Below are 25,920 nucleotides of genomic sequence, written 5' to 3' on the forward strand. Positions count from 1 at the left end.
TCAGTCGTTGTCCGAGACCGACTCGGCGGCGAACTCCCATGTCACGGTTGCGGCGCCGCCCTCGACCAGGCCGTCGCCGGCCGTCACGATCAGGCACAGGTTCACGGGATCGCCGGCTGCCGCGGCCGCTCCCTGCGTCAGGTCGAACGTCGCGGCGTCCGCTGCCGTGGTGGCCGTGCCCGCGGCGACCAGCTCGCCGCCGGTCGTGTCTGCATCGCAGCCGAAGGCATCCGTCGTGAGGATCTCGTAGGTGAGGTTGGCCGCGTTCGCGCCCGCGCCGACGCTGCTGAGCGTCACGACCGCATCCGTCGTGGTGGCCGCATCGAGGCGCACGGCGAACGGTGCGTAGACGACGTCGGCCGGTGCCAGGTTCAACGGCTCCACCTCGAACGTGAGTGCCGCGCCCGGCGCGGTCTCGTGGTCGCTGAACGCGCCGCCGGGTGTCTCCTGACCCTCGAGGTTGAACGAGCCGGCGCCGAAGGTGCCGGTCGCGAATTCGGAATCGTTCCAGGCGGCCAGAGTGACCGCCGCCCCCACCCCGAGGACGAGGCCGCCCGCGAGAACCGCGCGAACGATCCCCCTTCGCCGCGTGCCGCGCTCTGTCGCCTGCTCTGTCGTCGTGTGTTCGCTGGTCGATGTGCTCATGTCGGTGCCCCTCGAGTCCCCCGGATCGTTCGCCGCACAGCGCGGCCTGATCTCGACATGGTGGAACGGGAAAGCGGGGCCGGGGGCCGAAAAGGCCGATCTCCAGCAGCAGAACGCAGACAATCCAGTAGTCCGCGGGCTCGCCCCAGTAGTACCGAGGCAAAAGAAAAGACCCCCCGCGCACCCGCCAGAGCCTGGTTACCCTTGCTACGTTTCCGTCCTGGGGGAGTTGGCCTGGATGGCGCCACGCGGGGAGCCGTCAACCACTTTACGCGAGGTTGTGCGCCTCTCGCGAACTGAGGTGTACTTGACGCATGCGTATTGCAATTGCGGGGGGTCACGGCAAGATCGCCCTGATTCTCCAGAAACTTCTCAGTGACGCCGGCCACGAGGCCGTCGGCCTCATCCGAAACCCTGAGCAGGCGGGCGATCTGCTCGTCGCGGGCGGCATCCCCGTCGTGCTCGACCTCGAGCAGGTCTCGGCCGAGACGCTCGCCGCCGATCTCGCCGGGGTGGATGCCGTGGTGTTCGCCGCCGGGGCCGGTCCCGATTCCGGGGCGGCTCGTAAGCTCACCGTCGATCGGGATGCGGCCGTGCTGCTGGCCGACGCGGCCGTGATCGCCGGCATCCGGCGTTACGTGATGATCTCGGCGATGTCGGCCGACTCGTTCGAGCCAGACTCCGACGATGTGTTCCAAGTGTATCTGCGGGCCAAGAGCGAGGCCGACTCGGCCGTGCGCCAGCGCGATCTCGATTGGACCATCATCCGCCCGGGCGCCCTCACCGACGACCCCGGAACGGGCCTGGTGCACCTCGCCGAGAGCACGGGCCGGGGCTCGATCCCCCGCGCCGACGTCGCAGCGCTCGTGTACTGCAGCCTCGTCGACGGGGTGGGCCTGCACGCCCAGTTCGAGGCGATCGAGGGCGACGACCCGGTGGCCGAGGCACTCACCATGGCGCGCTACTAGCGTCGTCTCAGCTGCGGCGATCACCCGCGGAGACCCCGAAACGCACAAACCCCTGACCGAAGGAAAGACCTTCGATCAGGGGTTTCGGCGGTGGCGGAGAGATTCGAACTCTCGATAGGTTGCCCTATACACGCTTTCCAAGCGTGCCTCTTCGGCCGCTTGAGTACGCCACCTTGCGTTCTTGACGAACCTGACTATCGTAACCGATGACGTGCAGGCGTGTGCGCATGGCTCTACTCGGAGTCCGAGCAGTCCCCGTCCGACACCGGAGCGGTCAGGGTGATCTCGGTGTAGTCCTTGTCCATGAAGCGGATCTCGGCACCGCTGTCGTCTGACGACGAGATGCCGGTCCAGCCGCCGTCGAGGGTGTCTTCAGACGACACCGTGTCGAAGTCGTGCTCGTCGAGCACCGGATTGACGACGTCCATGACCGCCTTCCACCCTCCCGCCTCGGCCCACAGCGATGAATCGCTGCGAAGAGTGGGCAGGATGAGCACGCATCCGCCGTCGTTGTCGGCGGTGATCTCGGCGGCATCCGTCGCCGATCCGTCCCAGGCGAGGTCGGGGTAGGCGGATCGCAGCGCGGACTGCACGTCGCCCAGCACGACGGGATAGCTCGCCGAGGCTTCGTCGGAGGAGACCGGCTTCGGCTGGGCCGAGCACGCCGAGAGCAGTGTCGTCACCACCGCCATCAGGCCGATCGTCGCGACAGCCGCACCCCGGCGTGAACCGGCGAGACTCCGCCTGCGACCGTTGTTCGACCGCCAGGAATCCGAGAGCGTCATCTTCACTCCTTGCATCGCGCGCCACCGAGCCACATCTCAGGTCCGCGCACCCAGCGTAGCGAACGGCGCCCTCGCGCCCATGGGGACCTCTCCCCATGGGCATGCAGCGAAGCGACGAGTATCTTTCTTCTCATCGCGAGATTTCGCGATCACGATCACACTGTGGGAAATGAGCTGGTCATGGGTACTTTCTACGGGGCCGACGTCACCGAGCTGCGCACCTTTGCGAAACTCGCCGACGCGAGCGGCCGCCAACTGGAGGAGACCATCGCACGACTCACCGGTGAGCTGAACAGGGTTCCGTGGCACGGGCCCGATGGCAGTCAGTTCACGGCCGCGTGGCACGGCCAGCATCGCCTCACCCTGCAGGCGGCCCAGCTGGGCCTGGTCCAGGTGGCCTCGACGATCCGCGCGAACGCCGACCAGCAGGAGAGCAGCAGCACGGATTCGGGCGGATCCGCGGGTGGCCCCGGCAGCGGCGACAGGTCAGGCGGTGGCGATGGCGACAAGCCCGAACCGGATCCGTACGGCGACCTGGGCAAGGACTACATCGACATCACCAACCCGATCGCGCTCGACGATGACGCGCTCGACCCCCAGAACATCAAGCAGGGGGCGCTCGGCGACTGCTGGTTCCTGGCCGCGCTGGGCACGGTCGCCGATGCCGACCCGGACTTCATCCGGGAGCACATGACTCAGAACGACGACGGAAGCTGGACGGTCACGATGTACGACGACGGCAAGCCTGTCGAGATCAACGTCGACCCGACCGCGCTCCCGGGAGCGGTGAGGGATGCGGATGGCAACTTCAACTTCGCGACCATCTACGAGAAGGCGGCCGCCGAGTTCTTCGGCGGGAGCTACGAGGACATCGACGGCGGATACTCCGACGACGCCTTCGCGGCCATCACCGGCGGCGACACCGACCGGAGCGGAGAGTCGGACTTCGACGGGATCAAGGACAAGATGGCAGACGGGCCCGTCGCTGTGGGAACCGAGGGCGACGACGCGAAGTGGTGGTGGGACGACGAGGTCGACAACGACCACATCGTGCCCAATCACGCCTACATGGTCGACACCATCGAGACCCATGTGAACGAGGCCACGGGCGAGGAGGAGACCATGATCCACCTGCTCAACCCGTGGGGCCCCAACGGAGGTAACCTCACGGGTGACACCCCGGGCGAGAACGGCGAGAACCAGCGCTGGGGCGACGTCTGGCTGACCGAGGACGAGTACAAAGAGAACTTCGATTCGGTCTACTCCGGCACCATCGAAGAGAAGTAGAGGCCAGACATGAGCACGATCACCGCCGAACAGGGCTCACAGCCGACCATCGACGAGCTGACGATCGGCATCATCGATGCCGCGACACGGGCCGGCGTGTCGAAGGCCCGCCTGCTGTTGCGGCTGCCCACCGGCGACATCGCCGTCACGATGACCACGGGTGAGTCCCGCGCGGTCGAGGGGTACGGCATCCTGACGCTGGATGACGTCGTCGCCGACCAGCCGGCGCCGAGCCGTCCCACGGTGAGCCTGACCTTGACTCCCGAAGCACCATGACCCGAGTGCGCTGATCCAGCGTCAGCGCGCCCTCAGCGGGCAGGCGCGCCGTCGTCGAACGAGCGCTCGCTCGCTGACGGCGCGCTCGACCAAATCTCAGCGCCAGCCCGACAGCTCCCCCGCCAGCAGGGCCCGGGTGCGAACCAGCATCCCGCGCACGGTCGTGGCGGGGATACCCAACTCGATGCCGATCGCCGCGTAGCTCAGGCGGTCGATCTGCCGAAGCTCCCAGCACCGTCGCTGCACGTCGGTCATCAGGTCGAGAACGCGCCGAGCGTCGGCGACGAACGCTCGCCGGTCGGCGACGGCATCCGGGCCGTGGTCATCGGATGCCCTGTGATCGTCGTCGAGATCGGCCCGGCTGCGTAGCGCGGCTGATCGCAGCCGGTCGTAGCAGCGGCGACGAACGGTCGTGATCAGCCAGGCCGCGATCGTATCGCCGTCGATGACGTTGTCGGCATGGGTCCAGGCGGCGAGGAATGTCTCCTGCACGACATCATCCACATCGGCGGTGCCCCCGAGAACCCGATACGCGACGACGTTGAGGAGCGTCGTGTACCGACGCATGATCACACCGAAGGCCCGATCATCGCCGGAAGCCGCTCGGATGATCAGGACACGATCCGAATCCGACTGCAGCCCCGCAAGGGGCACTCGCTCGACGTGATCGGCAGAGCGAGGCGGACGGGGTGCTGAGATCGTGGCGAGCATGCAGACTCCAGGCGTCGAACAATATGTATACGCATTGTTCGGACTCGGCCCATGCGACGATTGCCGCGCTGGTGCCCCCAAAGCGAGGGGTTCTTTCCGACGCACGCGCATGCGTCGGAATGGGGCGTCGCATGGGCACCCCCACAGGAATAGGCTTGTCCGTGGCTCGCCTCGCACCGCTGCGAGAGTCGCGGGCCGCGCGCCACCGGCACTTACGGAGAACCCCTTGACCGAATCCGCTCCCGTCGATCCCACCACGACAGACGCCTGGAAGAACCTCGCCGCCATCGCCGATGGCTTCGCACCTGATCTCCGAGCCTGGTTCGACGCCGACGCCGGCCGCGCCGAGCGTTACACCTTCCAGGCGGCAGACCTCACCGTCGATCTCTCGAAGGGCCTCGTCACCGAGGAGATCCTCTCGAACCTGCTGCAGCTCGCGACAGACGTCGACGTGGCCGGCCGCTACCAGGCCATGATCGCCGGCGAGCACATCAACGTCACCGAAGACCGCGCGGTTCTGCACACGGCACTGCGTCGGCCGAAGAACGGCGAGGGCCTCGTTCCGCCCGCGGGCTTCATCGTCGACGGGCAGGACGTCGACGCCGACGTGCACGCCACCCTCGACAAGGTGTACGCGTTCGCCGACAAGGTGCGCTCTGGCGAGTGGACCGGCGTCACGGGCAAGCGCATCGAGACCGTGGTCAACATCGGCATCGGCGGATCCGACCTCGGTCCCGTGATGGTCTACGAGGCACTGAAGCCCTACGTGCAGCAGGGCATCGAGGCCCGATTCGTGTCGAACATCGACCCCAACGACGTCTACGAGAAGACGGTCGGACTCGACCCCGAGACCACCCTCTTCATCGTCGCGTCCAAGACCTTCGGCACCCTCGAGACGCTCACCAACGCGCGCCTCGCCCGCGAGTGGCTCTGGGCTCAGCTGGGCGCTGCCGGCGTTCTGGAGGACACCGACGAGGCGCGCACCGACGCTGTGGCCAAGCACTTCGTCGCCGTGTCGACCGCGCTCGACAAGGTCGCCGCATTCGGCATCGATCCCGAGAACGCCTTCGGCTTCTGGGACTGGGTGGGTGGCCGCTACTCGGTCGACTCCGCCATCGGCACCTCCGTCGTCATCGCGATCGGACCCGACAACTGGCGCGAGTTCCTCGCCGGATTCCACGCGGTCGACGAGCACATGCGCACGGCCCCCCTCGAGCAGAACGTGCCCGTGCTGATGGGCCTGTTGAACGTCTGGTACACGAACTTCCTCGGTGCCCAGAGCCACGCCGTGCTGCCCTACGCCCAGTACCTGCACCGCTTCGCGGCCTACCTGCAGCAGCTCACGATGGAGTCCAACGGCAAGAGCGTGCGCTGGGACGGCTCGCCCGTGACGACGGACACCGGCGAGATCTTCTGGGGCGAGCCGGGCACGAACGGCCAGCACGCGTTCTACCAGCTCATCCACCAGGGCACCCGTCTCATCCCCGCCGATTTCATCGCGGTGGCCAACCCCGCGCATCCCTTGAAAGACGCGACGGGCGACGGCGCAGGCGTCGAGCCGGGGCAGGATGTGCACACGCTGTTCATGGCCAACTTCTTCGCGCAGACCAAGGCCCTCGCCTTCGGCAAGACGGCCGACGAGGTGCGCGCCGAGGGCACGAAGGAGTCCGTCGTTCCCGCACGCGAGTTCGCCGGGAACCGGCCGACGACGTCGATCCTCGCGCCCGCGCTCACGCCGAGCGTGGTGGGCCAGCTCATCGCTCTCTACGAGCACATCGTCTTCGTCGAGGGCACCGTCTGGGGCATCGACTCGTTCGATCAGTGGGGTGTCGAGCTCGGCAAGCAGCTGGCGCTGCAGATCACGCCCGCCGTCGCCGGAGATGCGGCCGCCCTCGAGACTCAGGACTCGTCGAGCAAGTCGCTCATCGCGAAGTACCTGGAGCTGCGCAAGTAGTGCGCAGCTAGGAGCGTAAGGAGAGCCCACCATGGCCGGTCGCATCGAGATCGATCTGTTCAGCACGCTCGACGGCGTTATGCAGGCCCCGGGCGGGCCCGAGGAGGACCCGTCCGGTGGTTTCGGCTTCGGCGGGTGGCAGGCGCCGATGAACGACGAGGCCGTGGGCGAGCAGGTGATCGAGGGCATCCGGCGCATGGATGCGCTCCTGCTGGGTCGGCGCACCTACGACATCTTCGCCGCGTACTGGCCGAACCAGCTCGTCGGCGATGGCGGTGTCGAGAACGAGATCGCGGCCGCCTTCGATGCCATCCCGAAGTACGTGGCCTCGCGGGGGGAGCCGGAACTGCCGTGGCGGGACTCGCACCTGCTCGGCCCCGATCTGGCGTCCGAGATCGACGCACTCCGCGAGCGCCACCGCGAGGTGCACGTGATCGGCAGCATCGACCTCGCTCGCACCCTGGTGGCCGAGGGCCTCTTCGACCAGCTCAACCTGTGGGTCTATCCGATCGTGCTCGGCGCGGGCAAACGCCTCTTCCCGGCCGACGGCCCGGCCATGAGACTCGAGCCTCTCTCGTCGTCGACGGTCTCCAGGGAGGGAACGCTCCTCCTCCGATACGGCCCGACGGGCGAGGTGCCCGCCACGGGCGATATGACATGAAGGAGTCGTAGGCTGACAACATGAACCTCGACGACATTCCCATCACCACGACGACCGGTGAAGAGACCACCCTCGGCGCCTACGACGGCGTGAGGCTGATCGTCAACGTCGCTTCTCGCTGCGGCCTCGCCCCGCAGTACGAGAAGCTCGAGACGCTGCAGAAGACCTACGGAGACCAGGGCTTCACCGTGCTCGGCTTCCCCAGCAACCAGTTCCTCCAGGAGCTCTCGAGCGACGAGGCTATTCAGGAGTACTGCTCGACGACGTGGGGCATCACCTTCCCCATCTTCGAGAAGATCCGGGTCAACGGCCGCAACGCCCACCCGCTCTACAAGGAGCTCACCAAGACGCCCGACGTCGACGGCAAGAAGGGGCGCATCAGCTGGAACTTCGAGAAGTTCGTGGTCACCCCCGACGGCGCGGTGCACCGGTTCAGCCCGCGCACGGAGCCCGACGACCCCGCCATCATCGGGCTGATCGAATCGTCGCTGCCCACCCCGTCGCAGTAGCCGCGGTGCGGAGCGATCCGGCGACCGTCGCCCCGGAGCACCGCGCGGAGGCGCTGAAGGAACGCGTCTACGTCACCTTCACCAGCCTCGCGGTGGTGCTGGCGATGCAGTCGCACTCCACAGACGAGCTCAGTGCTGGCGAAGCGGCATCGACCCTGAGCATCACGGTGATCGGCACCCTGCTCGCGGTCTTCGTGGCCGACGTCGTCTCCCACCTCGCGGTGCACGCGACCGTGCCGACAGCGGCGGAGATCCGACGCATGGCCGCGGTGAGCTTCGGAGCCTTCGCCACGGTCGTGCTCCCCCTCATCTTCATCGGGTTCGCCGCTCTCGATGCCTGGAGCGTCGACGCGGCCCTGCGCGCATCCACCATCGCCCTCACGATCTCGCTGATCGCCATCGGCTTTCTCGCCGTGCGCCGCGTGAAACTGGCCTGGTGGCAACGCCTCATCGTGCTGGGAGCGGAGTTCGCCGTCGGCGCAGCGGTGGTCGGCCTCGAACTGCTGGCGCACGGCTGAGCACTCGTAGGCTTGATGCATGGGTGGTCCCACGGAACCTCGTGACTCGCGGCTGAACGTCGCCCGGTATCAGGTCGACAAGCTCACGCCCGAGAGCGAACGCGACGACGATGCGGCCGACGCCGGACAGCCGACCATGGAGCAGCGGGCGCAGATCGTCGAGATCTCGATCCAGCAGGCCATGCGCCGGGGCGACTTCGACGATCTGCCCGGCGCGGGCAAGCCTCTGACGGGCCTGCAGAACGCCTACGACCCGAACTGGTGGATCAGGCAGAAGATCGAGCGGGAGCGTCTGACCGGACTGGGTCCGCCGGCGCTGACCCTCCGAACGGAGGATGCCGAGCTCGACGAGCGCCTCGATGCCGCCCCATCGGAGGAGGCCGTGCGCGGCATGCTCACCGACTTCAACGCGCGCATCATCGAGGCCCGGCGGCAGCTGCAGGGCGGGCCGCCGGTCGTCACGCGTCCGCGCGATGTCGACGCCGAGGTGCTGCGCTGGCGCGAACGGCGGGATGCGCGCTACCGGCAATACGCGGAGGCTCGGCAGCGCGAGGAGGCGGAATACCGGGCGATGAGCTGGCGAGACCGGCGAAGACTGCGCCGCACTCGGTCACACCAAGAGAATAATTTAGGCTGACCTTAGTCACGGGCATCGGCCCGTGCAACCCCATTGCACCGGCAACGCCGGGCACACGAGAGTGGACACATGAGAGAGCTTCACTATGGGGGCGGCACCCTGATCGTCGGCTACGAGGTCTGTACCGCCGTCTTCGACTATGCCCTCGCGCTGGTGAGGTCGGGCAGGTCCGACCTGATCACCGTGCCCGTGCTGGTGAACGGCGAGGTCGACGAGTCGAACCTGCTGCTGGGGCCGACCACCCAGATCTTCTGCACTCCCGCAGGCGTGACCCACCGCGATCTCGACGACCCCGCGGTCGTCAGTGATCTGCGCGCACGCATCGACGGACTGCATCGACCGATCATGGCGCTGTCCAACGACGCCGCGGCCTACCCGGACTTCGAGTTCGAGTACTGAGAGGCGTGCGGCTACAGTTCAGTGCATGTCGCCGCAACTGATCGCCCTCATCGTGCCGGTCGAGGTGCATCCTGGCTGAGCAGACGCGGGGAGACCTCGCCCGGCTTGTCACCTTCAGCGACGCCGTCGTGGCGATCGCCGCCACGCTGCTCGTTCTGCCGCTCGCCGAGAATGCCACACAGGGCGGTGCTCCGTCGCTCGGCGAGATCGTCGCATCGAGCGGCAGCCAGATTCTGCTTCTGCTTCTCAGTTTTCTCGTCATCTGCCGGTTCTGGCTCAATCACCACGACATCATGCGAGAGCTCGTCACCTTCGACTCGCCGCTCTTCTGGGCGAACGCCGTCTGGCTCGTCTCGATCGTGCTGCTGCCGTTCACGACCAGCCTGATCGGCACGTCCGACAGCCGGGATCCCGCCACGACAGGCGTCTACATCGGCAACATGCTCGTGACCTGCCTGGCCGCCCTGGCGATGCAGTGGCACGTCACCCGCACGCCCGCACTGCAGTCTCCGCAGAATCGGGGCGCTGCGAAGCTCAAGGGCGACGTCGTGACGGCGATCACGATGGCCGTCGCCCTGATTCTCGCCGTGCTCGTGCCCGTCATCGGGCCGTGGGCACTGCTGCTGCTCGCGTTCGACGGGCTCGTCGCGCGACGCATCCACCCGAGAACGAGAACGCCGGGTCCGCCGCGTCGATGACGCGGCGAACCCGGCGCGGGTTCAACTCGAGGTCAGTGCTCAGGCCACCGACTGCTCACGGCGCGGGAGCTTCCAGCCCGGACGCACGTAGTGGCAGGTGTAGCCGTTCGGGTACTTCTCGAGGTAGTCCTGGTGCTCCTCCTCGGCCTCCCAGAACGCGCCCGCGGGCTCGACCTCGGTGACGACCTTCGCGGGCCAGAGACCGGATGCGTCGACATCGGCGATCGTGTCGAGAGCGACCTGCTTCTGCTCGTCGGAGGTGTAGAAGATCGCCGAGCGGTAGCTCTCGCCCACATCGTTGCCCTGGCGGTTCTTGGTCGACGGGTCGTGGATCTGGAAGAAGAACTCGAGCAGGTCGCGGTAGCTGATCTGCGAGGGGTCGAAGACGATCTCGAGCGCCTCGGCGTGGGAGCCGTGGTTGCGGTAGGTGGCGTTCGGGGTGTTGCCGCCCGAATAGCCGGTGCGGCTCGAGATCACTCCCGGGCGCTTGCGGATCAGGTCCTGGACGCCCCAGAAGCATCCGCCGGCCAGGATTGCGGTTTCGGTTGTCGTGGTCATCGTGAGATCTCCTCGGTGCTCGTGGATGCAGTGGTGGTCGTCGTGCTCGTCGTCGATGTACTCAGCGTCGATGATGTCGAAAACAGGCTCCGGTAATCACCGTAGCCCTCCTTCTCGAGGTCCGCCTCAGGGATGAAACGCAACGACGCGGAGTTGATGCAGTAACGCAGCCCTCCCGCCTCGGCCGGCCCGTCGTCGAAGACATGACCCAGGTGGCTGTCGCCGTGGGCGGAGCGCACCTCGGTGCGCACCATGCCGAAGGCCTTGTCGGTCTTGACCACGATGTTGGCGGGGTCGATCGGAACGGTGAAGCTGGGCCAGCCGGATCGGCTGTCGTACTTGTCTGTCGATGCGAAGAGCGGCTCACCCGACACGACGTCGACGTAGAGCCCCGCGTCCTTCTTGTCCCAGAACTCGTTCTGGAACGCGGGCTCGGTAGCGTCGTCCTGCGTGACGCGGCGCTGCTGGCGGGAGAGGCGGGCTATGGCCTCGGGGGTCTTGCTGTACTGGGCTGACACTGTCGTCTCCTCGTATGGTGCGCAGCTGGCTGCCGCGACTATCAGGTAGAACAGGCGTGCACCACCGGATGTTCCGGTGTCGGCAAACACTCAGGAACGGGCATCCACAACGGCCGCCGCCCTGCTCAGGAGCGGCTCGTCACCTCGCGCCCAGCGGGCGACGACGGTGTCTGCGCGGGGTCGATCCCGAGCGTCGAGAGACCGCACGAGCGGCCCGATCACGTCGTGTGCGAGCCCTTCGGCGATGTCGGGGAGGATGCTCGACCGCAGGAACCCCTCGAGCCTCGTGAGGTCGGAGGCCACGAGCACCGACAGATTGCCCTGCAGCAGGATGATCGCAGCCAGGCGGCGCTCATACACGGGAGTGGACCAGAGCAGCGAGCTCAGAGCCGTGATGTCGTCGTGTACGAGCGCGGGATACCGCCTCAGGGTGTCGCGAAGGGTCGCCCGGATGGCGCCGACCGACGCACCGTAGTACTCGATTCCGTCGCCGAAGCGGGCGCGGTGATCCTCGGCGCGCTGCCACGACGACTCGTACTGCAGCGCCTCGTCGATCGCGTCGGCGGCATCGCGCAGGTGCTGCGACGCCACTACTCGCTCTCGGCGACCAGGGTGCCCATCACATCGAAGAACGCGTTGTATCCGATGGCGGTCTGGTCGAGCTGGCCCTGGTCGAAACCCGGGGACTCCTGCGACATGATCATCTCGGTGCCGCCGCCGACCTCGGCGAGATCGACCGTGATCACGCCGCGCGCATCGAGCGCGGGATTGTCGGTGATGGTCATCACGAGGTGAGACGGCGCATCGACCTCGAGGTACTCTCCGATCCAACTGATCGACGTGTCGTCGGGCAGCTTCATCACGGCCTTCCACGATCCGCCCGGGCGCACATCCATCGACAGGGTCTCGGCGGGAACGTCGACACCATCGGTGCCGAACCACACGGCGAACTTCTCCGGGTTCGTCCAGGCGTCGAAGACGGCCTCGCGAGGCGCGGCGAACGAGCGGGTGATGGTGAGTTCTGCCATGGTCGTACTCCTCGTCAGTGCTGGTGTGTGTGCAGTGAACGGTAGCGCATCGAGATTGCTCCGTTGCCGAACCGGTGCACATCGACGAGGTCGAGGTCGAGGTGCACTGCGCGCGGGAAGAAGGGAGTGCCGCCGCCCACGACCACGGGATAGGCGAAGAAGATGTACTCGTCGACGAGCCCGGCGGCGATCGCCTGCGCGGCGAGGTGCGCTCCGCCGATGCTGATGTCGGCGGCGGCCGTGCGCTTCAGTTCCGCGATCGAGCGGGCGTCGAACGAGCGCTCGATACGGGTGCGGTCGGTGGATGCCTCGGCGAGCGTCGTCGAGAACACGACCTTCTCCGCCGCCCGCCAGATGCGCGTGTAGTCCTGCATGACCGGCTCGGGGTCGGACTCGGCTTCGGACGAGGCCCAGAACGACATGACGTCGTACATGCGGCGGCCATAGAGGTAGGTGCCGATCGGCCGGGCGACCTCGTTGGCCGCGGCGTGCACCTCGTGATCGGGCTCGGCCCAGTCGAATCGACCGTTCTCGTCGGAGACGTAGCCGTCGAGCGACCCGATCCCGAAATACAGCAGCTTCGCCATGGTCAGGACACTACTCGTCTACTCGGGCAACCGCACCCGATCGTTCCGAGGCGTTCCGCGCTTCGTCGAGGCGGGCTCGATCGGGGCGTCGAGCGGCGGTTCGGTCTTCTCGCTCCTCACGAAGCCGATGCCCACGAGGATGAGCACACCCCCGAGCAGCTGCGGAATCGTCAGCTGCTCGCCGAGCAGCAGCCAGGCGTAGAAGGTCGCGGCCACGACCTCGAGCAGACCGACGAAGGAGGCGAGCCGGGAGCCCAGCATCTCGCTGGCCGTGATGCTCGTGGCGTAGGCGATCGCGGTCGATACGACGCCGACGATCGCCAGGGGGATCCACCAGGGCGCCGTTCCGCCGAACAGGGCCACGTCGCCGAAGGTCGCCGTGAACGGCACGAGCCCGGTCAGGCCGACTGCTCCGAGCGCGACCCCGCCGATGACCAGCCCGGCGGCTGCGAGGGCGACGGGAGGAAGGCCGTCGCTCGGTTGTGCGGCGACGAGGTAGTAGACCGCGCAGCCCACCATCGCCGCGAGCGCGAAGCCGAGTCCGAGCGCATCGAAGCTCGCCGAGCCTCCGGGCGACACGACCATGACGAGGCCGACCAGGGCGACGACCGAGCCGATCAGGACCACGGCCTTGGGCATCCGGCGCGTGCGCGCCCAGGCGAAGGCGACGAGCAGCAGCGGGGCCATGTATTCGATGAGCACGCCGGTGCCGACCGGGATGCGCTGGATCGCCGCGAAGTAGAGCAGCTGGGTGCCGGCCACGCCGATGAGCGCCATGGCGAGCACACGACCACGCGAGCGCCAGAGCGCTGACCAGCGTCCGCGCAGCATCACGATGGCAACGGGCGAGAGCACGATGCCGCCGACGAGGGCGCGCACCGTGACGGCCGCCGCTGGGCTCCAGCCGGCCTCGAGCAGCGGCTTGACCAGGGCGCCGGAGCTGCCGAACGTGGCCGCCGCGATCACAGCGATGACGAGACCGGCTGAGGTCTGAGACCGTGGCATGGCATTCCCTTTCGAACCGCTGTTGATGCTCCCTGATCCAGACGCTAGTCTCAGAATGAGTAAGGAGTCAATTTGCATTTAGCCCCTGACACTGAAGACATCCTGGCGTTCATCGTGGCGCTCGGCAATACGGTCGCCTCCGCGTCTCGCAGCGGCACCGACGAGATCGCCACTCCCGCCCGATTGACCGAGCTTCTCAGCGCCCACGGGTACACCGGGCGCTTCGATCGCGACGAGCGGGAGCTGGCCGACGTGCACCGCGCACGCGCCCGGCTGCGACACGTCTGGAGCCTGAAACGCGAGGCGGCGGCAGACGAGGTCAACGAGATCCTGCGGCAGACACGAGCACTCCCCCAGCTGGTGCGACACGACGCCTTCGACTGGCACCTGCACGCGTCGGCCGACGACGAGCCGCTGGCCGATCGCATCCTGAGCGAAGCGGCGCTGGCGTTCGTCGACGTGATCCGCACCGATGAGATGACGCGCCTGCGCTCGTGCGGGGCACCCCACTGCGAGGGCATCTTCGCCGACCTGTCGCGCAACGGCTCGAAGAGGTTCTGCAGCGTGCGCTGCGGCAACCGGGTGAACATGATCGCGTTCCGCGAGCGGGCGGCAGCCGACAGCGCCTAGCCTTGGCGCATGGCCAGAACCATCTCCACCAACACCACCGTCGACCGCGACGGAATGCTCGCCTTCGTGCGCCCCCGGCACCGGATGCTCGTCGCCACGACGCGCGCAGACGGCCGGCCCCAGATGTCGCCCGTCTCGGGCGGCGTCGACGAGCTCGGTCGCATCGTCGTCTCCACCTACCCCGGCCGGGCCAAGACCCGCAACGCAGAACGGCGATCGGCCGCGTCGGTGCTCGTGCTCTCCGACGACTGGAACGACGCGTGGATCCAGGTCGACGGCGACGCCGAGGTGCTGCACATGCCCGAGGCCGCCGACGCCCTCGTCGACTACTACCGCAGCATCGCGGGCGAGCACCCCGACTGGCAGGAGTACCGGGCCGCCATGGCCATCCAGAACAAGTCGTTGCTGCGCATCACGCCCACCAGGTGGAGCCCGATCTCGACCGGAGGATTTCCGGCCGACGTGGCCGCCCGACTCGACGGGGAATGAGCGCGAGACCGCCCGGCGCCGCCGTCAGAGCACGCCGAGGTGGTCGAGCAGGATGCGGGTGCCGATGAGGATCAGGATGAGCCCGCCGGCGATCTCGGCCGGGCGGCGGAACTTCACGCCCGCGCGATGACCGATCAGGATGCCCGCGAACGTCAGCACGAACGTCGTCACTCCGATGAGCACGGCCGTCTCGGCGATCGAGATCGACAGGAACGCGAACGACAGGCCCACCGCGAGCGCGTCGACGCTCGTGGCCACCGACAGCACCAGCAGCTCCCTGATCTTCAGGCGGTCGTCGACCTCCTTGTCCTCGGGGTTCGAGAACGCCTCCCAGAGCATCTTGCCGCCGATGAGGGCGAGCAGCCCGAAGGCCACCCAGTGGTCGACGCCCGTGATGTAGGCGGCGAACTGGGTGCCGAGGAACCACCCGATCACGGGCATGACCGCCTGGAACAGGCCGAACGCGGCGGAGATGATGAGGGCGTTGCGCACGTTGAAGCGGCGCATGTGCAGGCCCTTGCCCAAGGCGACGGCGAAGGCATCGGCCGAGACTCCGAGCGCGACGAGGAAGAGTGACCAGAGGGCCATGCGAGGGGAGACCTTTCACGGAACGAGCAAAGAACTGCTCGCCGTTGAGATCTCCAGCCTGCCAGCCGCGCGCACACCGCCCGGCCGAAAAGCCCCGATTCACGGGATTTCGGGCCGCCTAAGCTGCGGCGTCGACACCCGTACCCGCACGCGGGCGCGACTCGTCGTCGTTCCAGGTCTTGATGATCGCCCACCCGACGGCGGCGATCGGCACGGCGAGCACCGCTCCCGTGATGCCGCCGAGGATGGTTCCGGCGGTGAGGGCGACGAGGATCACGAGCGGGTGCAGCTTGAGCGACTGCGCCATCACGACGGGCTGCAGGAAGTTGCCCTCGAGCTGGTTCACGGCGATCACGATGATGATCACGATCAGCGCGATGACCGGCCCGTTCGCCACGAGGGCCACCAGGGCGGCGAGCACGCCGGCGGCGGTCGCTCCGACGATCGGGATGAAGGCCGTGACGAAGACGATGACGGCGAGAGGCAGGGCGAGGGGCACGCCCAGGATCGCGAGGCCTATACCGATACCGGCCGCGTCGACGAAGGCGATGATGGCCGTGCCGCGCACGTAGCCGCCGAGCACCCGCACGGCGGTCGCGCCGATGCGCTCGCCACGGGCCTTGCGGTGGCCGCGGAACGGCCGCAGGAAGAAGGCCCAGATAGCCGGCCCGTCTTTGAGGAAGAAGAACAGGATCACGACGGCCAGCGCCGCTCCCGTGGCGAGCTCTCCGACGACGGATGCGCCGGCGAGGGCACCCGATCCGGCCTGGCTGCTCGTGGCGAAGTCGATGAGGGCCTGCTTGGCGGACTCGATCTGGTCGGCGTCGACCGGGATCGGACCGTTGGTGATGAAGTTCTGCAGCTGGTCGAGGCCGTCCTTCGCCGACGACGCGAGCGTGTCCCACTGGCCGCGCACGGCGAAGACGATGAGGGTGACCAGACCGCCGATCACGACGATGCCGGCGAGCAGCGTCAGCCAGGTCGCCAGGATCGCCGACATGCCGCGGTTCTTCAAAAAGCGCATGATCGGCGACGCGGCGGCCGCGATGATGAGTGCGATCAGCACGGGGATGACCACGAGCTTGAGCTGCACTAGCGCGAACACGACGACCACCGCCAGCGCGAGCACGATGAGGATCTGGCCGCTGCGGATGGCCAGGGAACCCATCTTGTCGGTCAGCAGGGATCGCAGTGAGGGAGTCGTCGTGGGCTCGCCGGAGGGAACGGTCATACAGACACCCTAGGGAATGATCGGATCGGCGCACCCCCCTGGACGCGCGCACCTATACTTGCCCGGTGCCGCACCGCCCTCATCCCCCGACCGGCGATTCGGCTTCGTCGGCGCGGGCCGGCGGTCGCGCGCTCGCCCTTGTCGGCATCGTTCTCGTCGCGGTCAATCTGCGCACCGCCGTGGCGGCCCTGTCGCCGATCTTCTCCCAGATCAGCGTCGACGTTCCCGTCGACAGTGTGGGAGTAGGCCTGCTCGGAACGCTCCCTCCCCTCTGCTTCGCGGTCTTCGGACTGCTGGCCCCCGTTCTCAAACGGCACCTGCGCCTCGAGACCCTGCTGATCGCGGCGCTGTGCGCCATCCTGATCGGTCATCTCGCGCGGGGACTGTCGCCCAACTACGCCGTGCTCGCCCTGGCGAGCGTGCTCACCTTCGCCGGCATGGGCGTGGCCAATGTCGCCCTGCCGCCCATCGTCAAGAAGTACTTCCCCGCGTCGATCGGGGCGCTCACCTCTGTCTACGTCACGATCATGGCGCTCTTCAGCCTGATCCCTCCGCTCGTCGCCGTGCCCGTGGCCGACTCCATCGGCTGGCGTGTCAGCGTCTCGATGTGGGCGGTGCTGGCGCTGGTCGCGATCGTGCCGTGGCTCGGTCTCTGGATGCGCGACCGCCGGTCGACGGCGGCGGCCGCACCGGCGGCATCCGATTCGCGGCTCGACGCCGAGCTGCTGCCGCAGGTCTCGTCGGCCGTCGCCGGCTCGGTCTGGCACTCGCGGTTGGCCTGGTCGATGGGCCTGCTGTTCGGCGCCACCAGCCTCAACGTGTATGCGGCCTTCGCGTGGCTCCCCGAGATCCTCATCGATCTCGCCGGGGTGTCGCCCGCGCAGGCCGGCGTGCTGCTGTCGCTTTACGCCGGCATGGGCATCCCGTTCTCGCTCCTCGTGCCGGTTCTCGCGAGCCGCATGCGCTCCGTCGGGCCGCTGATCGCGCTCGGTCTGGTGTTCTACGTGCTCGGCTACGGCGGTCTGCTGCTCGCGCCGGCCGCCCTCCCCTGGCTGTGGGTGGCCCTGGCCGGAGCCGGTCCCCTGCTGTTCCCGCTCGTGCTCGTGCTCGTGGGGCTCCGAAGCCGCACGCCGGAGGGAACCGTCGCGCTCAGCGGATTCACCCAGGGCATCGGCTACGCGCTCGGCGCCCTCGGGCCGCTGCTCGTCGGCGTGCTGCACGAGCTCTCCGGCGGCTGGACCGCTCCCCTCGTGTTCCTGCTGCTCACCCTTGTGGTCGTCGTCGTGGCGGGTCGGGTGGTCGCGCGTCCCCGCGTGCTCGAGGACGACTGGCACAGCGGCCACAGCGTTCCCTGAGCTTGTCGAAGGGTGGCCTCGATACGCTCGTTCCTCGCTACTCGACCGGCGCGGTGCGCGCGTAGCTCACGAAGCGGTAGCGGATGCCCGTGCGCGAGACGAGCCAGTCCGTCGCCTCGGTCGAGCCCCAGGCCGCGGGGTCGACGGCCGGCGCCCGGGTGTCGCCCGCCACGTCGAGGTCGACCTCGGTGACCTCGAGACGGGATGCCCGGGGCAGGGCCTGCGCGTAGATGTCGCCGCCGCCGATGACCCAGACGGGAGCCGACGGATCGTCGCGACCCGTCGCATCCAGAACCTCGTCGAGCGAGTGCGCGACCTCGGCGCCCTCGGCGGCGAAATCGCGATCGCGGGTGAGCACGACGTTGCGCCGGCCGGGAAGGGGCCGGAAGCGCTCGGGGAGGGACTGCCAGGTGCGGCGCCCCATGACGACGGTGCCCCCGAGAGTGACCTTCTTGAAATGCGCGAGGTCTTCGGGCAGGTGCCACGGGATCGTGCCGTCGCCGCCGATGACTCCGCCGCGCGCCTCGGCCCAGACGAGGGCGACGCTCATACGGCGACGGGCGCCTTGATCGCGGGGTGGTGCACGTAGTCGACGATCTCGAAGTCGTCGTAGCGGTAGTCGAAGATGCTGTCGGGCGTGCGGGTGATGCGCAGCGTCGGAAGCGCGTAGGGCTCGCGGGTGAGCTGCTCGGTGACCTGCTCGACGTGGTTGTCGTAGATGTGGCAGTCGCCGCCCGTCCAGACGAAGTCGCCGACCTCGAGGCCGGCCTGCTGGGCGACCATGTGGGTCAGCAGCGCGTAGCTCGCGATGTTGAACGGCACACCGAGGAACAGGTCGGCGCTGCGCTGGTAGAGCTGGCACGACAGCTTGCCGTCGGCGACGTAGAACTGGAAGAGGGCATGGCAGGGAGCCAGGGCCATCTCGGGAATCTCGGCGACGTTCCACGCCGACACGATGATGCGCCGCGAGTCGGGATCGGTCTTCAGCGTCTCGATGACCTGTGCGATCTGGTCGATGTGGCCGCCCGACGGCGTGGGCCATGATCGCCACTGCACACCGTAGACAGGGCCGAGCTCGCCGTCGGCGTCGGCCCATTCGTCCCAGATCGTGACGCCGTGCTCGCGCAGCCAGCCCACGTTGCTCTCGCCGCGCAGGAACCACAGCAGCTCGTAGGCGATCGACTTGAAGTGCACCCGCTTGGTCGTGATCAGCGGAAAGCCCTCGCTCAGGTCGAAGCGCAGCTGGGCGCCGAAGACACTCGTCGTTCCCGTGCCCGTGCGGTCGGACTTCGCGGCCCCCGTCTCGAGCGTGTGGCGCAGAAGATCTTCGTACGGAGTCTGAAGTGTGGGCACCCTGCGATCTTAAACCACCGGGTGCCCGCGTGGGACGAACTATCGTGGACAGCGATGATCACTCGACGAGAAGCCGCCCTCCGCCTCGACATCTCTGTGGAGATGGCTCGAAAGCACGGCATCGCCGGCAAGATCTCCGAGGCCGAGCTCGACGAGCTGAACGACAACCCGCCGCCCTGGCTCGCCCAGTCGCGAGCCAACCGCACCGGCAAGAAGGCCGTCTGGGTGCAGCTCAGGTGCGACGTATGCGGCTTCGAGGAGTCGGTCAGGCCGAAGAAATGGTGGCCCGACTTCACCTACCTGACGTGCGATCACCACAGCATCGGCGACATCCCCCTGCCCGCCGAGGGCCTCAAGCGCAGTGAACTCGACGGCATAGGCTCACGCTTCATCGCGATCATCGACGCCTGACCTTCCTCCGAGTTCCCTCCGTAAACCCCCCGTTCGGGGATGATCGACGGCAGGGTTGAAGTCAGAGAGAAGGGAATCATCATGCCCGAGAGCACCATGTCCGGATTCTTCCCCATCATCTTCTGGGTCATCGGCGGCATCGTCGTCGTCGTCGCGATTTTCGTGATCGTCTCCGCGGTCACGAACGCGGCTCGCGTTCGCAAGGCCGGCCACAATCCGTTGACCCTCCAGACAGACATCGCGACGAAGCTGCTCGACAGCGACGCGCTGAGCTCCCAGCCCACGGTGGAGGCGCGGCTGCAGAAGATCGAACAGCTGCGCGCTGCCGGCACCATCACGAGCGAGGAGTACGACACCGCGCGCTCGCGCCTGTTGACGCAGCTCTAGCGGCGCATTCTTCCCTGTCACACCTGTCGAGTACCGTGACCGCATGGGTGTGATGAACGAACTGATCGATAGAACCACCGTCGTGCGCCTGACGGCTCTGCTGCGCGACGCCGACTCCTCGCGCGACTGGATCGCCGTCGAGGAGTCGGCCGACGCAGTAAACGGCCTTCAGTTGCGCGCACGCAGCGACGTCGTGGCGGCGGCCATTCTGCGCGACAATTCGGGCGCCGACGACGACCACGCTGCGAACTACCGTCGTCTCGCCGAAACCGTTCGTCGGGCACTGCGCGAGAACGCGCTCGCCGGATGGATGGTCTGGCCCGTGTCGGAGGCCGTCACCTCGGCGGCACTCCTGTGTTGGTCGAGCGGCATGCCCCACGACGACGGCCCCTTCGATAACGATCCCTTCGACGACGGCCTCGACCTGCTCTCCGAGCTGACGCCCCGCCTCAGCTCCGAGTTCGCGATCCGGCGGTTCCTGGCGGCCGACCTCGACCGCGCCGTCGACCGCATCCTGCCCTGGACCCTCAGCGACGACGAGCACGTTCGTCGGCTGGCCACCGAGGGCACGCGTGCGTTCCTGCCCTGGGCGGTTCGGGTGGCCGAGCTCACCGCGAGACCCGAGAAGACCGTGCCGATCCTCGATGCGCTCCGTCGCGACCCGAGCGAGTACGTGCGGCGCTCGGTCGCCAACCACCTGAACGATCTCAGTCGGCAGAACCCCGGCCTCGTGGTGCAGACGGCAGAACGATGGATGCGCGAGCCCGACGAGAACACCCGCTGGGTGGTGCGGCACGGGCTCCGCACCCTGGTGAAGAAGGCCGACCCCGGAGCCCTCGCCCTCATGGGCTTCTCGGACACCTCCGTCGTGGCCTCCGAGATCTCGGTCGTCGACGACACGGTCGTGCTTCCCGGAGCGCTCGACTTCTCCTTCAGCGTCACCAACGACGCCGAGTCACGTGTGAGGCTCGCGGTCGACTACGTCGTGTCCTACGTCAAGAGTTCCGGGGCGCTGGCCGAGAAGGTGTTCAAGCTCACCACCAGAGACCTGGAGCCGGGAGAGTCCGTGGAACTGAGGAAAAGACACGCGATCCACCAGATGACCACCCGGGTGCACTACGCGGGAACGCACCTGATCGAGTTGCAGATCAACGGTCGCCGCTACTCGCGCCGGTCGTTCGAGGTCGAGCTGCCGACGGGCTGATCGACGCTCCGATCGACGCGATGCGAGACGGCGGCCGCGGCGGCGGTGCGACGCCGCAGCACGCGCGGCAGCACGACCCAGAGCATGCACACGACGGCGAGCACGCCCGCACCGGCGAGCACACCGCCGACACGTCCGAAGACGAAGTCGAAGATGAGCATCGCGGTGCCGGCCAGGGTGATCGCCACACCGCCCATCGTCACCTGCAGAAGACGGTCGGTCGAGGCCACGATCGTGGCCTTCGCCCGCTGACGGAAGAGCACGCGGTGCAGGCTGACCGGAGCCAGCCCCATCACGGTCGTGAGGATGGTGACGACCACGAGGCAGGCGTAGACGGTTCTCTGATAGTCGTCGAGGTCGGAGAATCTGCTCTGGAACACCGCTGCCAGCAGAAAGCCGGTGAGGATCTGGGTTCCCGTCTGAATGACGCGCAGCTCCTGCAGGATCTCGTCCCAGTTGCGATCCAGCCTCTCGGTGAGAGTCTCGTCTCGACCGTCGTTAGGGTCCGCGTCCTGGTCGGCCGCATTGCCGGGAATGTCGTTCACGTGCGCTCCTTGTTCTGCCGTCAGGCTACCGAAGCACGAGTTCGAAGCACAGCGACTGGGGCATGACCTCGGCGTAGGGCGCGTACACCGGGATCGGCGTGAATCCCAGGCTGGTATACAGGCCGACCGCCTCGGGCTGCCGGTCTCCCGCCTGCAGAATGAGGCGACGCGCACCCCCGCGGCGGGCGATGGCGATGATCTCCGTCATCACTGCGCGACCCAGGCCTCGCCCGCGCTGCGAGCCGTCGACGATGACCCGCTTGACTTCCCACTCCTGACCGGAATCGGTGGCGAGCATCCGAAGACCCGCATGAGCCACCGCGACGCCCTCGTCGACCAGCAGCACCGTGTCGACGACCGTTGTCTCATCGACCGCGAGCGCACGTTCGATCTCCGCCGACAAGTCGGCGTCGGCCGGGCTGTCGAGGCCGTAGCGCACGTGCATCTCCGCATCCATGAGCGCGCGCATCGCCACCGCGCGGGGATCGGTCCATTCGACGTGCTGAATCTCGGGTGCGTGAGGTGCGGGCATCCGACGATTCTCGCAAACACACCGGCACCAGACAAAAGCCGCCGCAGCACGGCCGGGCACCACTCGTCAACCCCCGACTCCATTGCTGAGGTTCCGTCGTATACACCTCTACGATCACTGATAGGGGTGAACGGCATCCACTGGGGATGGGGGCTGCACGATGAGCGAGAAAACGGCGCGCCACCCGTACTCCGTGCTGCACGATCGGTACCGCATCGACTCCTTCGTCGGCAAAGGCGGAATGGCCTCCGTCTATCGCGCACACGACCAGATGCTCGGTCGAGACGTGGCGGTGAAGCTCTTCGAGCCCGCACCGGCCAACACCGAGGAGCTTGCGCGCCAGCATCACGAGCTCGCCGTGCTCGCCAGCCTGAACCACCCGAGCCTGGTCACGCTCCACGATGCGGGAATCGACCGCACCGACCCCGACAACCCGCGTCGCTTCCTGGTCATGGAACTCGTGAAGGGCAAGAACCTCAAAGAGGCGCTCGCCGAGGGGCCGATGACCCGTCGCCAGGTCGCCCAGCTCGCATACGACCTCGCCGAAGGACTCGAGTACGCCCACCACCACGGCGTGGTTCACCGCGACGTGAAGCCGGCAAACATCCTGCTGGCCGAGTACACGAGCCACGGCGTGCGCACGCGGGCGAAGCTCGCCGACTTCGGCATCGCCCAGTCGCCCAGGAGCCTGCCCGAGAGCAGCGGCTCCGCCACGGGAACCGCCGCGTACCTCAGCCCGGAACAGGCCCGAGGCGAGGCGCTCGGCCCCGCGAGCGACGTGTACTCGCTCGGCCTTGTGCTGCTCGAAGCATTGAGCGGCCACCCCTCGTTCAGCGGTCCGAAGCTGCAGGCCGCGATGGCGCGGCTCCTCGACGACCCCGAGGTGCCCGACGACCTGCCCGTCGACTGGCGGATCGTGCTCACCGGCATGACCTCGCGCACGATCGCCGACCGGCCGGCCCTGGGCGAGATCATCCTGTTCTTCCGTCGTGCCTTCCTGACCGACTCGGCTCGGCATGGCGCACCGGCGGCCTCGGTGCTGCCTCACGACGAAGCTGCCCGTCTCGCCGCCGTCAGGCGCTACGACGTGCTCGACACCCCCGCCGACGGCACCTTCGACCGCATCACGGCCCTCGCCGCCCGACTCTTCGACGTTCCCATCGCCATCGTCAGCATCGTCGATCTCGACCGCATCTGGTTCAAGTCGCATCACGGCCTGGAGATCTCGGAGACGGGCCGCGACGCCGGCCTCTGCGCCTCCGCCATCCTCGGCGGCGAGGCGTGGGTGGTGGATGACGCGTCATTCGACCCGCGGGCGATGGCCAATCCGCTCGTGGCCGGGGAGTTCGGACTGAGGTTCTACGCCGGAGTGCCCCTCACCACGCGTGACGGGCACAACCTCGGCACCCTCTGCGTGCTCGACTTCGAGCCCCGCCAGACGAGCCCGGACGAGCTCGAGACCCTGACGGACCTCGCCGCGATGGTCATGAACGAACTGGAACTCCGCCTCGAGCTGCGCCGCGCTTCCGGCGCCACGGAGACGGTCAGCCCTTAGTCCTTAGAATCCGGCAGAGGCGTCGTCGAGCAGGGCGATCTCCGAAGCGGTGAGCCCGAGGCGGGCGCCTTCGAGCAGATCGGGCAGCTGCTCGATCGTGCGGGCACTGGCGATCGGCGCGACCACGGTCGGCCGGGCCAGCAGCCAGGCCAACGCGACGCTCGCGATCGCGACGCCCCGCGCATCCGCCACCGTCGCCAACGCGGAGACGACGCCGAGGCCCTCGTCTGTCAGGTAGCTCTTCGCACCCGCCCCGCGGCTGCTCTGGTCGAGGTCGGCGGCCGTGCGGTACTTGCCGGTCAGGAATCCGCTCGCGAGTCCGTAGTAGGGCAGAACACCGAGGTCGTTCCGCTCGGCAACGGGAGCGAGGTGCTGCTCGAAGGCGGAACGATGCACGAGGTTGTAGTGGGGCTGCAGGGCGACAGGGGCTGCGAAGCCGTTTCGACGGGCGATGCCGACCCACTCGGAGACCCGCTCGGCCGTGAAGTTCGAGATGCCGACGTAGCGCACCTTGCCGGCGGTGACCAGCGCATCGAAGGCGGCCACCGTCTCTTCGAGAGGAGTGTTCTCGTCGTCGTAGTGCGCGTAGTAGAGATCGATGTAGTCGGTGCCGAGACGCGTGAGGCTCGCGTCGGCCGCCGCGGCGACCGTGCGCGCCGAGAGACCGCGGAACTCGGGGTGCTGGCTCACCTTGGTCGCGATCACGACATCCGATCGGTTGCCCGCGTCCGCCATCCATCGGCCGATGATCGTCTCGGACTCGCCACCCGAGTTGCCGGGAACCCAGGCGGAGTAGGCATCGGCGGTGTCGATCAGGTCTCCCCCGCCGGCGATGAACGCGTCGAGCACGGCCCGCGACGACGGCTCGTCGCTCGTCCAGCCGAACGTGTTGCCCCCGAGAGCCAGGGGAAAAACGGTGAGATCCGATGAACCGATTGTGGTCACGACACACTCCTTCGACTGTTTTACATCACTGAGAACCACCACGTACTTTAGAACGGGCCACCCGCCCGGCAGGCCGCAGTCGTTCCGCAGACAAGATACCCCCGAATCCCTCCCAATCGAGTGAAAGGGGTGATCTATGAGGTGAAAGCTTCGATGCCGGAGACTCTCGCGCTTCCCCTCTGACCGATCTGACGGTATTAGAGAATTCCGGCAAGTTACTTACAGTGTCTAACGATCTTAGTCAAGGCGGTGCTGCAAAGGATACGTCTCGCCTATCATTGCGTTCGTGACTGACCCCCGAATCAAAAGAACCCGCCTGCACGTCCTCGAGACGACCCGTCGTATGCTCTCGGAGCGCAACGGCGAGACGATCACCCTGAGCAGCCTCGCGAAGGAGGCGGAGGTCTCCCGACGCACGCTCTACGTGCACTGGGGAACCATCGAGCAGGTCATCAGCGAGGCCGTGAGCCTCGCGCCCGGCAGCGACGGATTCGATCCCGAGGGCCTGTCGAATCGCGAGCGGGTCGTGCACTTCCTGACCAGCGTGCGCGACGGCATCCACGAACCGATCACCAAAGTGGCCCTGACCTCGCTGATCCACCACGCGACGCAGGAGGACAAGGCCGTCGCATCGATGGACGACATGAGCGACAAGCGCCTCGAGCAGTTGCGTGAGCTCATCGGCCCCGTCACCGAGGAGCAGTTCGCGCAGCTCGTCGGGCCGGTCTATTTCAGCGAGCTCGTGCTGCACAAGCCTGCATCCGACACGCTCATCGAGAGCCTGGCAGACGTCGCCGTCGAGCTGGTCGGCGCCGGAGAGCCCGCCGCCTCGAAGTGAACTGACACGCCGATACGGCGTGTCCTCATTAATGCGGCTGTCCGACACCGCACCGCGCGATCTACGATTGCCGGAGGCGGGGGCGCCCGGCCCCTCCTCTCCTTCGGAGCTTG

General features: G+C 67.5%; 34 protein-coding genes, 1 tRNA gene and 1 other RNA gene. 18 read left to right on the forward strand and 18 right to left on the reverse strand.

The genetic code is table 11. The features are described 5' to 3' along the window. On the reverse strand, positions 1-645 hold the full coding sequence (locus ASF51_RS00820; protein WP_055923871.1) for a SipW-dependent-type signal peptide-containing protein: 645 nt from the start codon (positions 643-645) through the stop codon (positions 1-3). Positions 646-809: 164 nt separating this feature from the next. After that, positions 810-906: signal recognition particle sRNA small type (gene ffs, locus ASF51_RS18525), an RNA gene on the reverse strand. Between the two features lie 53 nt (positions 907-959). Between ffs and ASF51_RS00825 the strand changes: the two genes are divergently transcribed. Next, complete coding sequence (locus ASF51_RS00825) at positions 960-1,613, forward strand: SDR family oxidoreductase (RefSeq protein ID WP_055923874.1); 654 nt, start codon at positions 960-962, stop codon at positions 1,611-1,613. An 88-nt stretch (positions 1,614-1,701) separates the two neighbouring features. Here the strand turns inward: ASF51_RS00825 and ASF51_RS00830 are convergent. Together ASF51_RS00830 and ASF51_RS00835 are read right to left on the reverse strand one after the other, a co-directional pair. Continuing rightward, positions 1,702-1,786, reverse strand: a tRNA-Ser gene (locus ASF51_RS00830). A 60-nt stretch (positions 1,787-1,846) separates the two neighbouring features. Next, on the reverse strand, positions 1,847-2,398 hold the full coding sequence (locus ASF51_RS00835; protein WP_055923877.1) for a hypothetical protein: 552 nt from the start codon (positions 2,396-2,398) through the stop codon (positions 1,847-1,849). A 180-nt stretch (positions 2,399-2,578) separates the two neighbouring features. On the opposite strand from ASF51_RS00835, the gene ASF51_RS00840 reads away from it, so the two are divergent. Both ASF51_RS00840 and ASF51_RS00845 read left to right on the forward strand, forming a co-directional pair. Next, the gene (locus tag ASF51_RS00840) at positions 2,579-3,685 is read left to right on the forward strand and encodes a C2 family cysteine protease (RefSeq protein ID WP_055923881.1); all 1,107 of its coding nucleotides are present in this window, start codon (positions 2,579-2,581) and stop codon (positions 3,683-3,685) included. 9 nt (positions 3,686-3,694) lie between these two features. After that, the gene (locus tag ASF51_RS00845) at positions 3,695-3,961 is read left to right on the forward strand and encodes a hypothetical protein (protein ID WP_055923884.1); all 267 of its coding nucleotides are present in this window, start codon (positions 3,695-3,697) and stop codon (positions 3,959-3,961) included. A 96-nt stretch (positions 3,962-4,057) separates the two neighbouring features. Here the strand turns inward: ASF51_RS00845 and ASF51_RS19295 are convergent, their stop codons facing one another. Beyond that, positions 4,058-4,960: a sigma-70 family RNA polymerase sigma factor gene (locus ASF51_RS19295; RefSeq protein ID WP_082479642.1), complete on the reverse strand. Its 903-nt coding sequence runs from the start codon at positions 4,958-4,960 to the stop codon at positions 4,058-4,060. Here ASF51_RS19295 and pgi point away from each other — a divergent pair. From pgi to ASF51_RS00885, 7 genes are all read left to right on the forward strand, one after another. Beyond that, the gene (gene pgi, locus ASF51_RS00855) at positions 4,899-6,626 is read left to right on the forward strand and encodes a glucose-6-phosphate isomerase (RefSeq protein WP_055923890.1); all 1,728 of its coding nucleotides are present in this window, start codon (positions 4,899-4,901) and stop codon (positions 6,624-6,626) included. The genes ASF51_RS19295 and pgi overlap by 62 nt on opposite strands. A gap of 31 nt (positions 6,627-6,657) precedes the next feature. Further along, on the forward strand, positions 6,658-7,287 hold the full coding sequence (locus ASF51_RS00860; RefSeq protein WP_055923893.1) for a dihydrofolate reductase family protein: 630 nt from the start codon (positions 6,658-6,660) through the stop codon (positions 7,285-7,287). A gap of 20 nt (positions 7,288-7,307) precedes the next feature. Continuing rightward, on the forward strand, positions 7,308-7,796 hold the full coding sequence (locus ASF51_RS00865; protein WP_055923896.1) for a glutathione peroxidase: 489 nt from the start codon (positions 7,308-7,310) through the stop codon (positions 7,794-7,796). 5 nt (positions 7,797-7,801) lie between these two features. Further along, positions 7,802-8,314, forward strand: a complete 513-nt coding sequence (locus tag ASF51_RS00870; protein ID WP_055923899.1) for a hypothetical protein — start codon at positions 7,802-7,804, stop codon at positions 8,312-8,314. Between the two features lie 19 nt (positions 8,315-8,333). Then, positions 8,334-8,951 carry a DUF1992 domain-containing protein gene (locus ASF51_RS00875; protein WP_055923902.1) on the forward strand — a complete coding sequence of 206 codons (618 nt, stop codon included), beginning with the start codon at positions 8,334-8,336 and terminating at the stop codon, positions 8,949-8,951. 69 nt (positions 8,952-9,020) lie between these two features. Then, positions 9,021-9,350, forward strand: coding sequence for a hypothetical protein (locus ASF51_RS00880; protein ID WP_055923905.1), 330 nt, complete (start codon positions 9,021-9,023; stop codon positions 9,348-9,350). A 71-nt stretch (positions 9,351-9,421) separates the two neighbouring features. Beyond that, positions 9,422-10,048: a TMEM175 family protein gene (locus tag ASF51_RS00885; RefSeq protein WP_255354413.1), complete on the forward strand. Its 627-nt coding sequence runs from the start codon at positions 9,422-9,424 to the stop codon at positions 10,046-10,048. A gap of 39 nt (positions 10,049-10,087) precedes the next feature. Here the strand turns inward: ASF51_RS00885 and msrA are convergent, their stop codons facing one another. The 6 genes from msrA to ASF51_RS00915 form a co-directional block, all read right to left on the reverse strand. Beyond that, the gene (msrA, locus tag ASF51_RS00890; RefSeq protein ID WP_055923911.1) at positions 10,088-10,606 is read right to left on the reverse strand and encodes a peptide-methionine (S)-S-oxide reductase MsrA; all 519 of its coding nucleotides are present in this window, start codon (positions 10,604-10,606) and stop codon (positions 10,088-10,090) included. After that, a complete protein-coding gene (gene msrB, locus ASF51_RS00895) occupies positions 10,603-11,124 on the reverse strand; it encodes a peptide-methionine (R)-S-oxide reductase MsrB (RefSeq protein ID WP_055923914.1) in 522 nt (173 codons plus the stop codon). Before msrB ends, msrA begins: the two co-directional genes overlap by 4 nt. 90 nt (positions 11,125-11,214) lie before the next feature. Further along, on the reverse strand, positions 11,215-11,715 hold the full coding sequence (locus ASF51_RS00900; RefSeq protein WP_235497095.1) for a DNA alkylation repair protein: 501 nt from the start codon (positions 11,713-11,715) through the stop codon (positions 11,215-11,217). Next, complete coding sequence (locus tag ASF51_RS00905; RefSeq protein ID WP_055923917.1) at positions 11,715-12,152, reverse strand: SRPBCC domain-containing protein; 438 nt, start codon at positions 12,150-12,152, stop codon at positions 11,715-11,717. The genes ASF51_RS00900 and ASF51_RS00905 overlap by 1 nt, the downstream gene beginning before the upstream one ends. Positions 12,153-12,166: 14 nt before the next feature. After that, positions 12,167-12,739, reverse strand: a complete 573-nt coding sequence (locus ASF51_RS00910) for a dihydrofolate reductase family protein (protein ID WP_055923920.1) — start codon at positions 12,737-12,739, stop codon at positions 12,167-12,169. An 18-nt stretch (positions 12,740-12,757) separates the two neighbouring features. Beyond that, a complete protein-coding gene (locus tag ASF51_RS00915) occupies positions 12,758-13,744 on the reverse strand; it encodes a DMT family transporter (RefSeq protein ID WP_082479437.1) in 987 nt (328 codons plus the stop codon). A gap of 72 nt (positions 13,745-13,816) precedes the next feature. Here ASF51_RS00915 and ASF51_RS00920 point away from each other — a divergent pair, with 72 nt between their 5' ends. Then, positions 13,817-14,374 carry a CGNR zinc finger domain-containing protein gene (locus ASF51_RS00920; protein WP_082479438.1) on the forward strand — a complete coding sequence of 186 codons (558 nt, stop codon included), beginning with the start codon at positions 13,817-13,819 and terminating at the stop codon, positions 14,372-14,374. Positions 14,375-14,383: 9 nt separating this feature from the next. Further along, positions 14,384-14,863, forward strand: a complete 480-nt coding sequence (locus ASF51_RS00925; RefSeq protein WP_055923926.1) for a PPOX class F420-dependent oxidoreductase — start codon at positions 14,384-14,386, stop codon at positions 14,861-14,863. Positions 14,864-14,887: 24 nt separating this feature from the next. Here the strand turns inward: ASF51_RS00925 and ASF51_RS00930 are convergent, their stop codons facing one another. Together ASF51_RS00930 and ASF51_RS00935 are read right to left on the reverse strand one after the other, a co-directional pair. Next, the gene (locus tag ASF51_RS00930) at positions 14,888-15,451 is read right to left on the reverse strand and encodes a manganese efflux pump MntP family protein (protein ID WP_055923929.1); all 564 of its coding nucleotides are present in this window, start codon (positions 15,449-15,451) and stop codon (positions 14,888-14,890) included. A gap of 118 nt (positions 15,452-15,569) precedes the next feature. After that, entirely contained in the window at positions 15,570-16,682 is a 1,113-nt protein-coding gene (locus ASF51_RS00935; RefSeq protein WP_055923932.1) for an AI-2E family transporter, read from the reverse strand. A gap of 65 nt (positions 16,683-16,747) precedes the next feature. Between ASF51_RS00935 and ASF51_RS00940 the strand changes: the two genes are divergently transcribed. Continuing rightward, positions 16,748-18,037: an MFS transporter gene (locus ASF51_RS00940; RefSeq protein WP_082479439.1), complete on the forward strand. Its 1,290-nt coding sequence runs from the start codon at positions 16,748-16,750 to the stop codon at positions 18,035-18,037. A 37-nt stretch (positions 18,038-18,074) separates the two neighbouring features. Here the strand turns inward: ASF51_RS00940 and ASF51_RS00945 are convergent, their stop codons facing one another. Both ASF51_RS00945 and ASF51_RS00950 read right to left on the reverse strand, forming a co-directional pair. Further along, the gene (locus tag ASF51_RS00945) at positions 18,075-18,587 is read right to left on the reverse strand and encodes a dihydrofolate reductase (protein ID WP_055923935.1); all 513 of its coding nucleotides are present in this window, start codon (positions 18,585-18,587) and stop codon (positions 18,075-18,077) included. Then, complete coding sequence (locus tag ASF51_RS00950) at positions 18,584-19,390, reverse strand: thymidylate synthase (RefSeq protein WP_055923938.1); 807 nt, start codon at positions 19,388-19,390, stop codon at positions 18,584-18,586. The genes ASF51_RS00945 and ASF51_RS00950 overlap by 4 nt, the downstream gene beginning before the upstream one ends. A 54-nt stretch (positions 19,391-19,444) precedes the next feature. Between ASF51_RS00950 and ASF51_RS00955 the strand changes: the two genes are divergently transcribed. From ASF51_RS00955 to ASF51_RS00965, 3 genes are all read left to right on the forward strand, one after another. Beyond that, a complete protein-coding gene (locus tag ASF51_RS00955) occupies positions 19,445-19,801 on the forward strand; it encodes a hypothetical protein (RefSeq protein ID WP_055923941.1) in 357 nt (118 codons plus the stop codon). 81 nt (positions 19,802-19,882) lie between these two features. Beyond that, entirely contained in the window at positions 19,883-20,188 is a 306-nt protein-coding gene (locus ASF51_RS00960; protein WP_162236911.1) for an SHOCT domain-containing protein, read from the forward strand. 43 nt (positions 20,189-20,231) lie between these two features. Beyond that, positions 20,232-21,392 (forward strand): DNA alkylation repair protein, encoded by a 1,161-nt coding sequence (locus ASF51_RS00965; RefSeq protein ID WP_055923947.1) that lies wholly within the window; start codon positions 20,232-20,234, stop codon positions 21,390-21,392. Here ASF51_RS00965 and ASF51_RS00970 read toward each other — a convergent pair. Both ASF51_RS00970 and ASF51_RS00975 read right to left on the reverse strand, forming a co-directional pair. Continuing rightward, positions 21,350-21,937, reverse strand: coding sequence for a DUF6328 family protein (locus ASF51_RS00970; RefSeq protein WP_369797270.1), 588 nt, complete (start codon positions 21,935-21,937; stop codon positions 21,350-21,352). The genes ASF51_RS00965 and ASF51_RS00970 overlap by 43 nt on opposite strands. 25 nt (positions 21,938-21,962) lie before the next feature. Further along, a complete protein-coding gene (locus ASF51_RS00975; RefSeq protein ID WP_055923950.1) occupies positions 21,963-22,469 on the reverse strand; it encodes a GNAT family N-acetyltransferase in 507 nt (168 codons plus the stop codon). 160 nt (positions 22,470-22,629) lie between these two features. Between ASF51_RS00975 and ASF51_RS00980 the strand changes: the two genes are divergently transcribed. Further along, a complete protein-coding gene (locus ASF51_RS00980; RefSeq protein WP_055923953.1) occupies positions 22,630-24,024 on the forward strand; it encodes a protein kinase in 1,395 nt (464 codons plus the stop codon). 3 nt (positions 24,025-24,027) lie between these two features. Here ASF51_RS00980 and ASF51_RS00985 read toward each other — a convergent pair whose 3' ends face one another. Beyond that, positions 24,028-24,969, reverse strand: coding sequence for an aldo/keto reductase (locus tag ASF51_RS00985; RefSeq protein WP_055923956.1), 942 nt, complete (start codon positions 24,967-24,969; stop codon positions 24,028-24,030). Between the two features lie 286 nt (positions 24,970-25,255). On the opposite strand from ASF51_RS00985, the gene ASF51_RS00990 reads away from it, so the two are divergent. Then, positions 25,256-25,807 carry a TetR/AcrR family transcriptional regulator gene (locus ASF51_RS00990; protein WP_157411948.1) on the forward strand — a complete coding sequence of 184 codons (552 nt, stop codon included), beginning with the start codon at positions 25,256-25,258 and terminating at the stop codon, positions 25,805-25,807. The last annotated feature ends 113 nt before the right edge of the window (positions 25,808-25,920 follow it).

This window comes from Agreia sp. Leaf283 (assembly GCF_001422485.1).
Lineage (GTDB): Bacteria > Actinomycetota > Actinomycetes > Actinomycetales > Microbacteriaceae > Agreia.

Bases quoted from the DNA above. Each gene is read 5' to 3' on its own strand.
- ASF51_RS00820 (WP_055923871.1), bottom strand. From the start codon at position 645: ATGAGCACATCGACCAGCGAACACACGACGACAGAGCAGGCGACAGAG.
- ASF51_RS00825 (WP_055923874.1), top strand. From the start codon at position 960: ATGCGTATTGCAATTGCGGGGGGTCACGGCAAGATCGCCCTGATTCTC.
- ASF51_RS00835 (WP_055923877.1), bottom strand. From the start codon at position 2,398: ATGACGCTCTCGGATTCCTGGCGGTCGAACAACGGTCGCAGGCGGAGT.
- ASF51_RS00840 (WP_055923881.1), top strand. From the start codon at position 2,579: ATGGGTACTTTCTACGGGGCCGACGTCACCGAGCTGCGCACCTTTGCG.
- ASF51_RS00845 (WP_055923884.1), top strand. From the start codon at position 3,695: ATGAGCACGATCACCGCCGAACAGGGCTCACAGCCGACCATCGACGAG.
- ASF51_RS19295 (WP_082479642.1), bottom strand. From the start codon at position 4,960: ATGGCGGCGAGGTTCTTCCAGGCGTCTGTCGTGGTGGGATCGACGGGA.
- ASF51_RS00860 (WP_055923893.1), top strand. From the start codon at position 6,658: ATGGCCGGTCGCATCGAGATCGATCTGTTCAGCACGCTCGACGGCGTT.
- ASF51_RS00865 (WP_055923896.1), top strand. From the start codon at position 7,308: ATGAACCTCGACGACATTCCCATCACCACGACGACCGGTGAAGAGACC.
- ASF51_RS00875 (WP_055923902.1), top strand. From the start codon at position 8,334: ATGGGTGGTCCCACGGAACCTCGTGACTCGCGGCTGAACGTCGCCCGG.
- ASF51_RS00880 (WP_055923905.1), top strand. From the start codon at position 9,021: ATGAGAGAGCTTCACTATGGGGGCGGCACCCTGATCGTCGGCTACGAG.
- msrA (WP_055923911.1), bottom strand. From the start codon at position 10,606: ATGACCACGACAACCGAAACCGCAATCCTGGCCGGCGGATGCTTCTGG.
- ASF51_RS00905 (WP_055923917.1), bottom strand. From the start codon at position 12,152: ATGGCAGAACTCACCATCACCCGCTCGTTCGCCGCGCCTCGCGAGGCC.
- ASF51_RS00910 (WP_055923920.1), bottom strand. From the start codon at position 12,739: ATGGCGAAGCTGCTGTATTTCGGGATCGGGTCGCTCGACGGCTACGTC.
- ASF51_RS00915 (WP_082479437.1), bottom strand. From the start codon at position 13,744: ATGCCACGGTCTCAGACCTCAGCCGGTCTCGTCATCGCTGTGATCGCG.
- ASF51_RS00925 (WP_055923926.1), top strand. From the start codon at position 14,384: ATGGCCAGAACCATCTCCACCAACACCACCGTCGACCGCGACGGAATG.
- ASF51_RS00930 (WP_055923929.1), bottom strand. From the start codon at position 15,451: ATGGCCCTCTGGTCACTCTTCCTCGTCGCGCTCGGAGTCTCGGCCGAT.
- ASF51_RS00935 (WP_055923932.1), bottom strand. From the start codon at position 16,682: ATGACCGTTCCCTCCGGCGAGCCCACGACGACTCCCTCACTGCGATCC.
- ASF51_RS00945 (WP_055923935.1), bottom strand. From the start codon at position 18,587: ATGAGCGTCGCCCTCGTCTGGGCCGAGGCGCGCGGCGGAGTCATCGGC.
- ASF51_RS00955 (WP_055923941.1), top strand. From the start codon at position 19,445: ATGATCACTCGACGAGAAGCCGCCCTCCGCCTCGACATCTCTGTGGAG.
- ASF51_RS00960 (WP_162236911.1), top strand. From the start codon at position 19,883: ATGCCCGAGAGCACCATGTCCGGATTCTTCCCCATCATCTTCTGGGTC.
- ASF51_RS00965 (WP_055923947.1), top strand. From the start codon at position 20,232: ATGGGTGTGATGAACGAACTGATCGATAGAACCACCGTCGTGCGCCTG.
- ASF51_RS00975 (WP_055923950.1), bottom strand. From the start codon at position 22,469: ATGCCCGCACCTCACGCACCCGAGATTCAGCACGTCGAATGGACCGAT.
- ASF51_RS00980 (WP_055923953.1), top strand. From the start codon at position 22,630: ATGAGCGAGAAAACGGCGCGCCACCCGTACTCCGTGCTGCACGATCGG.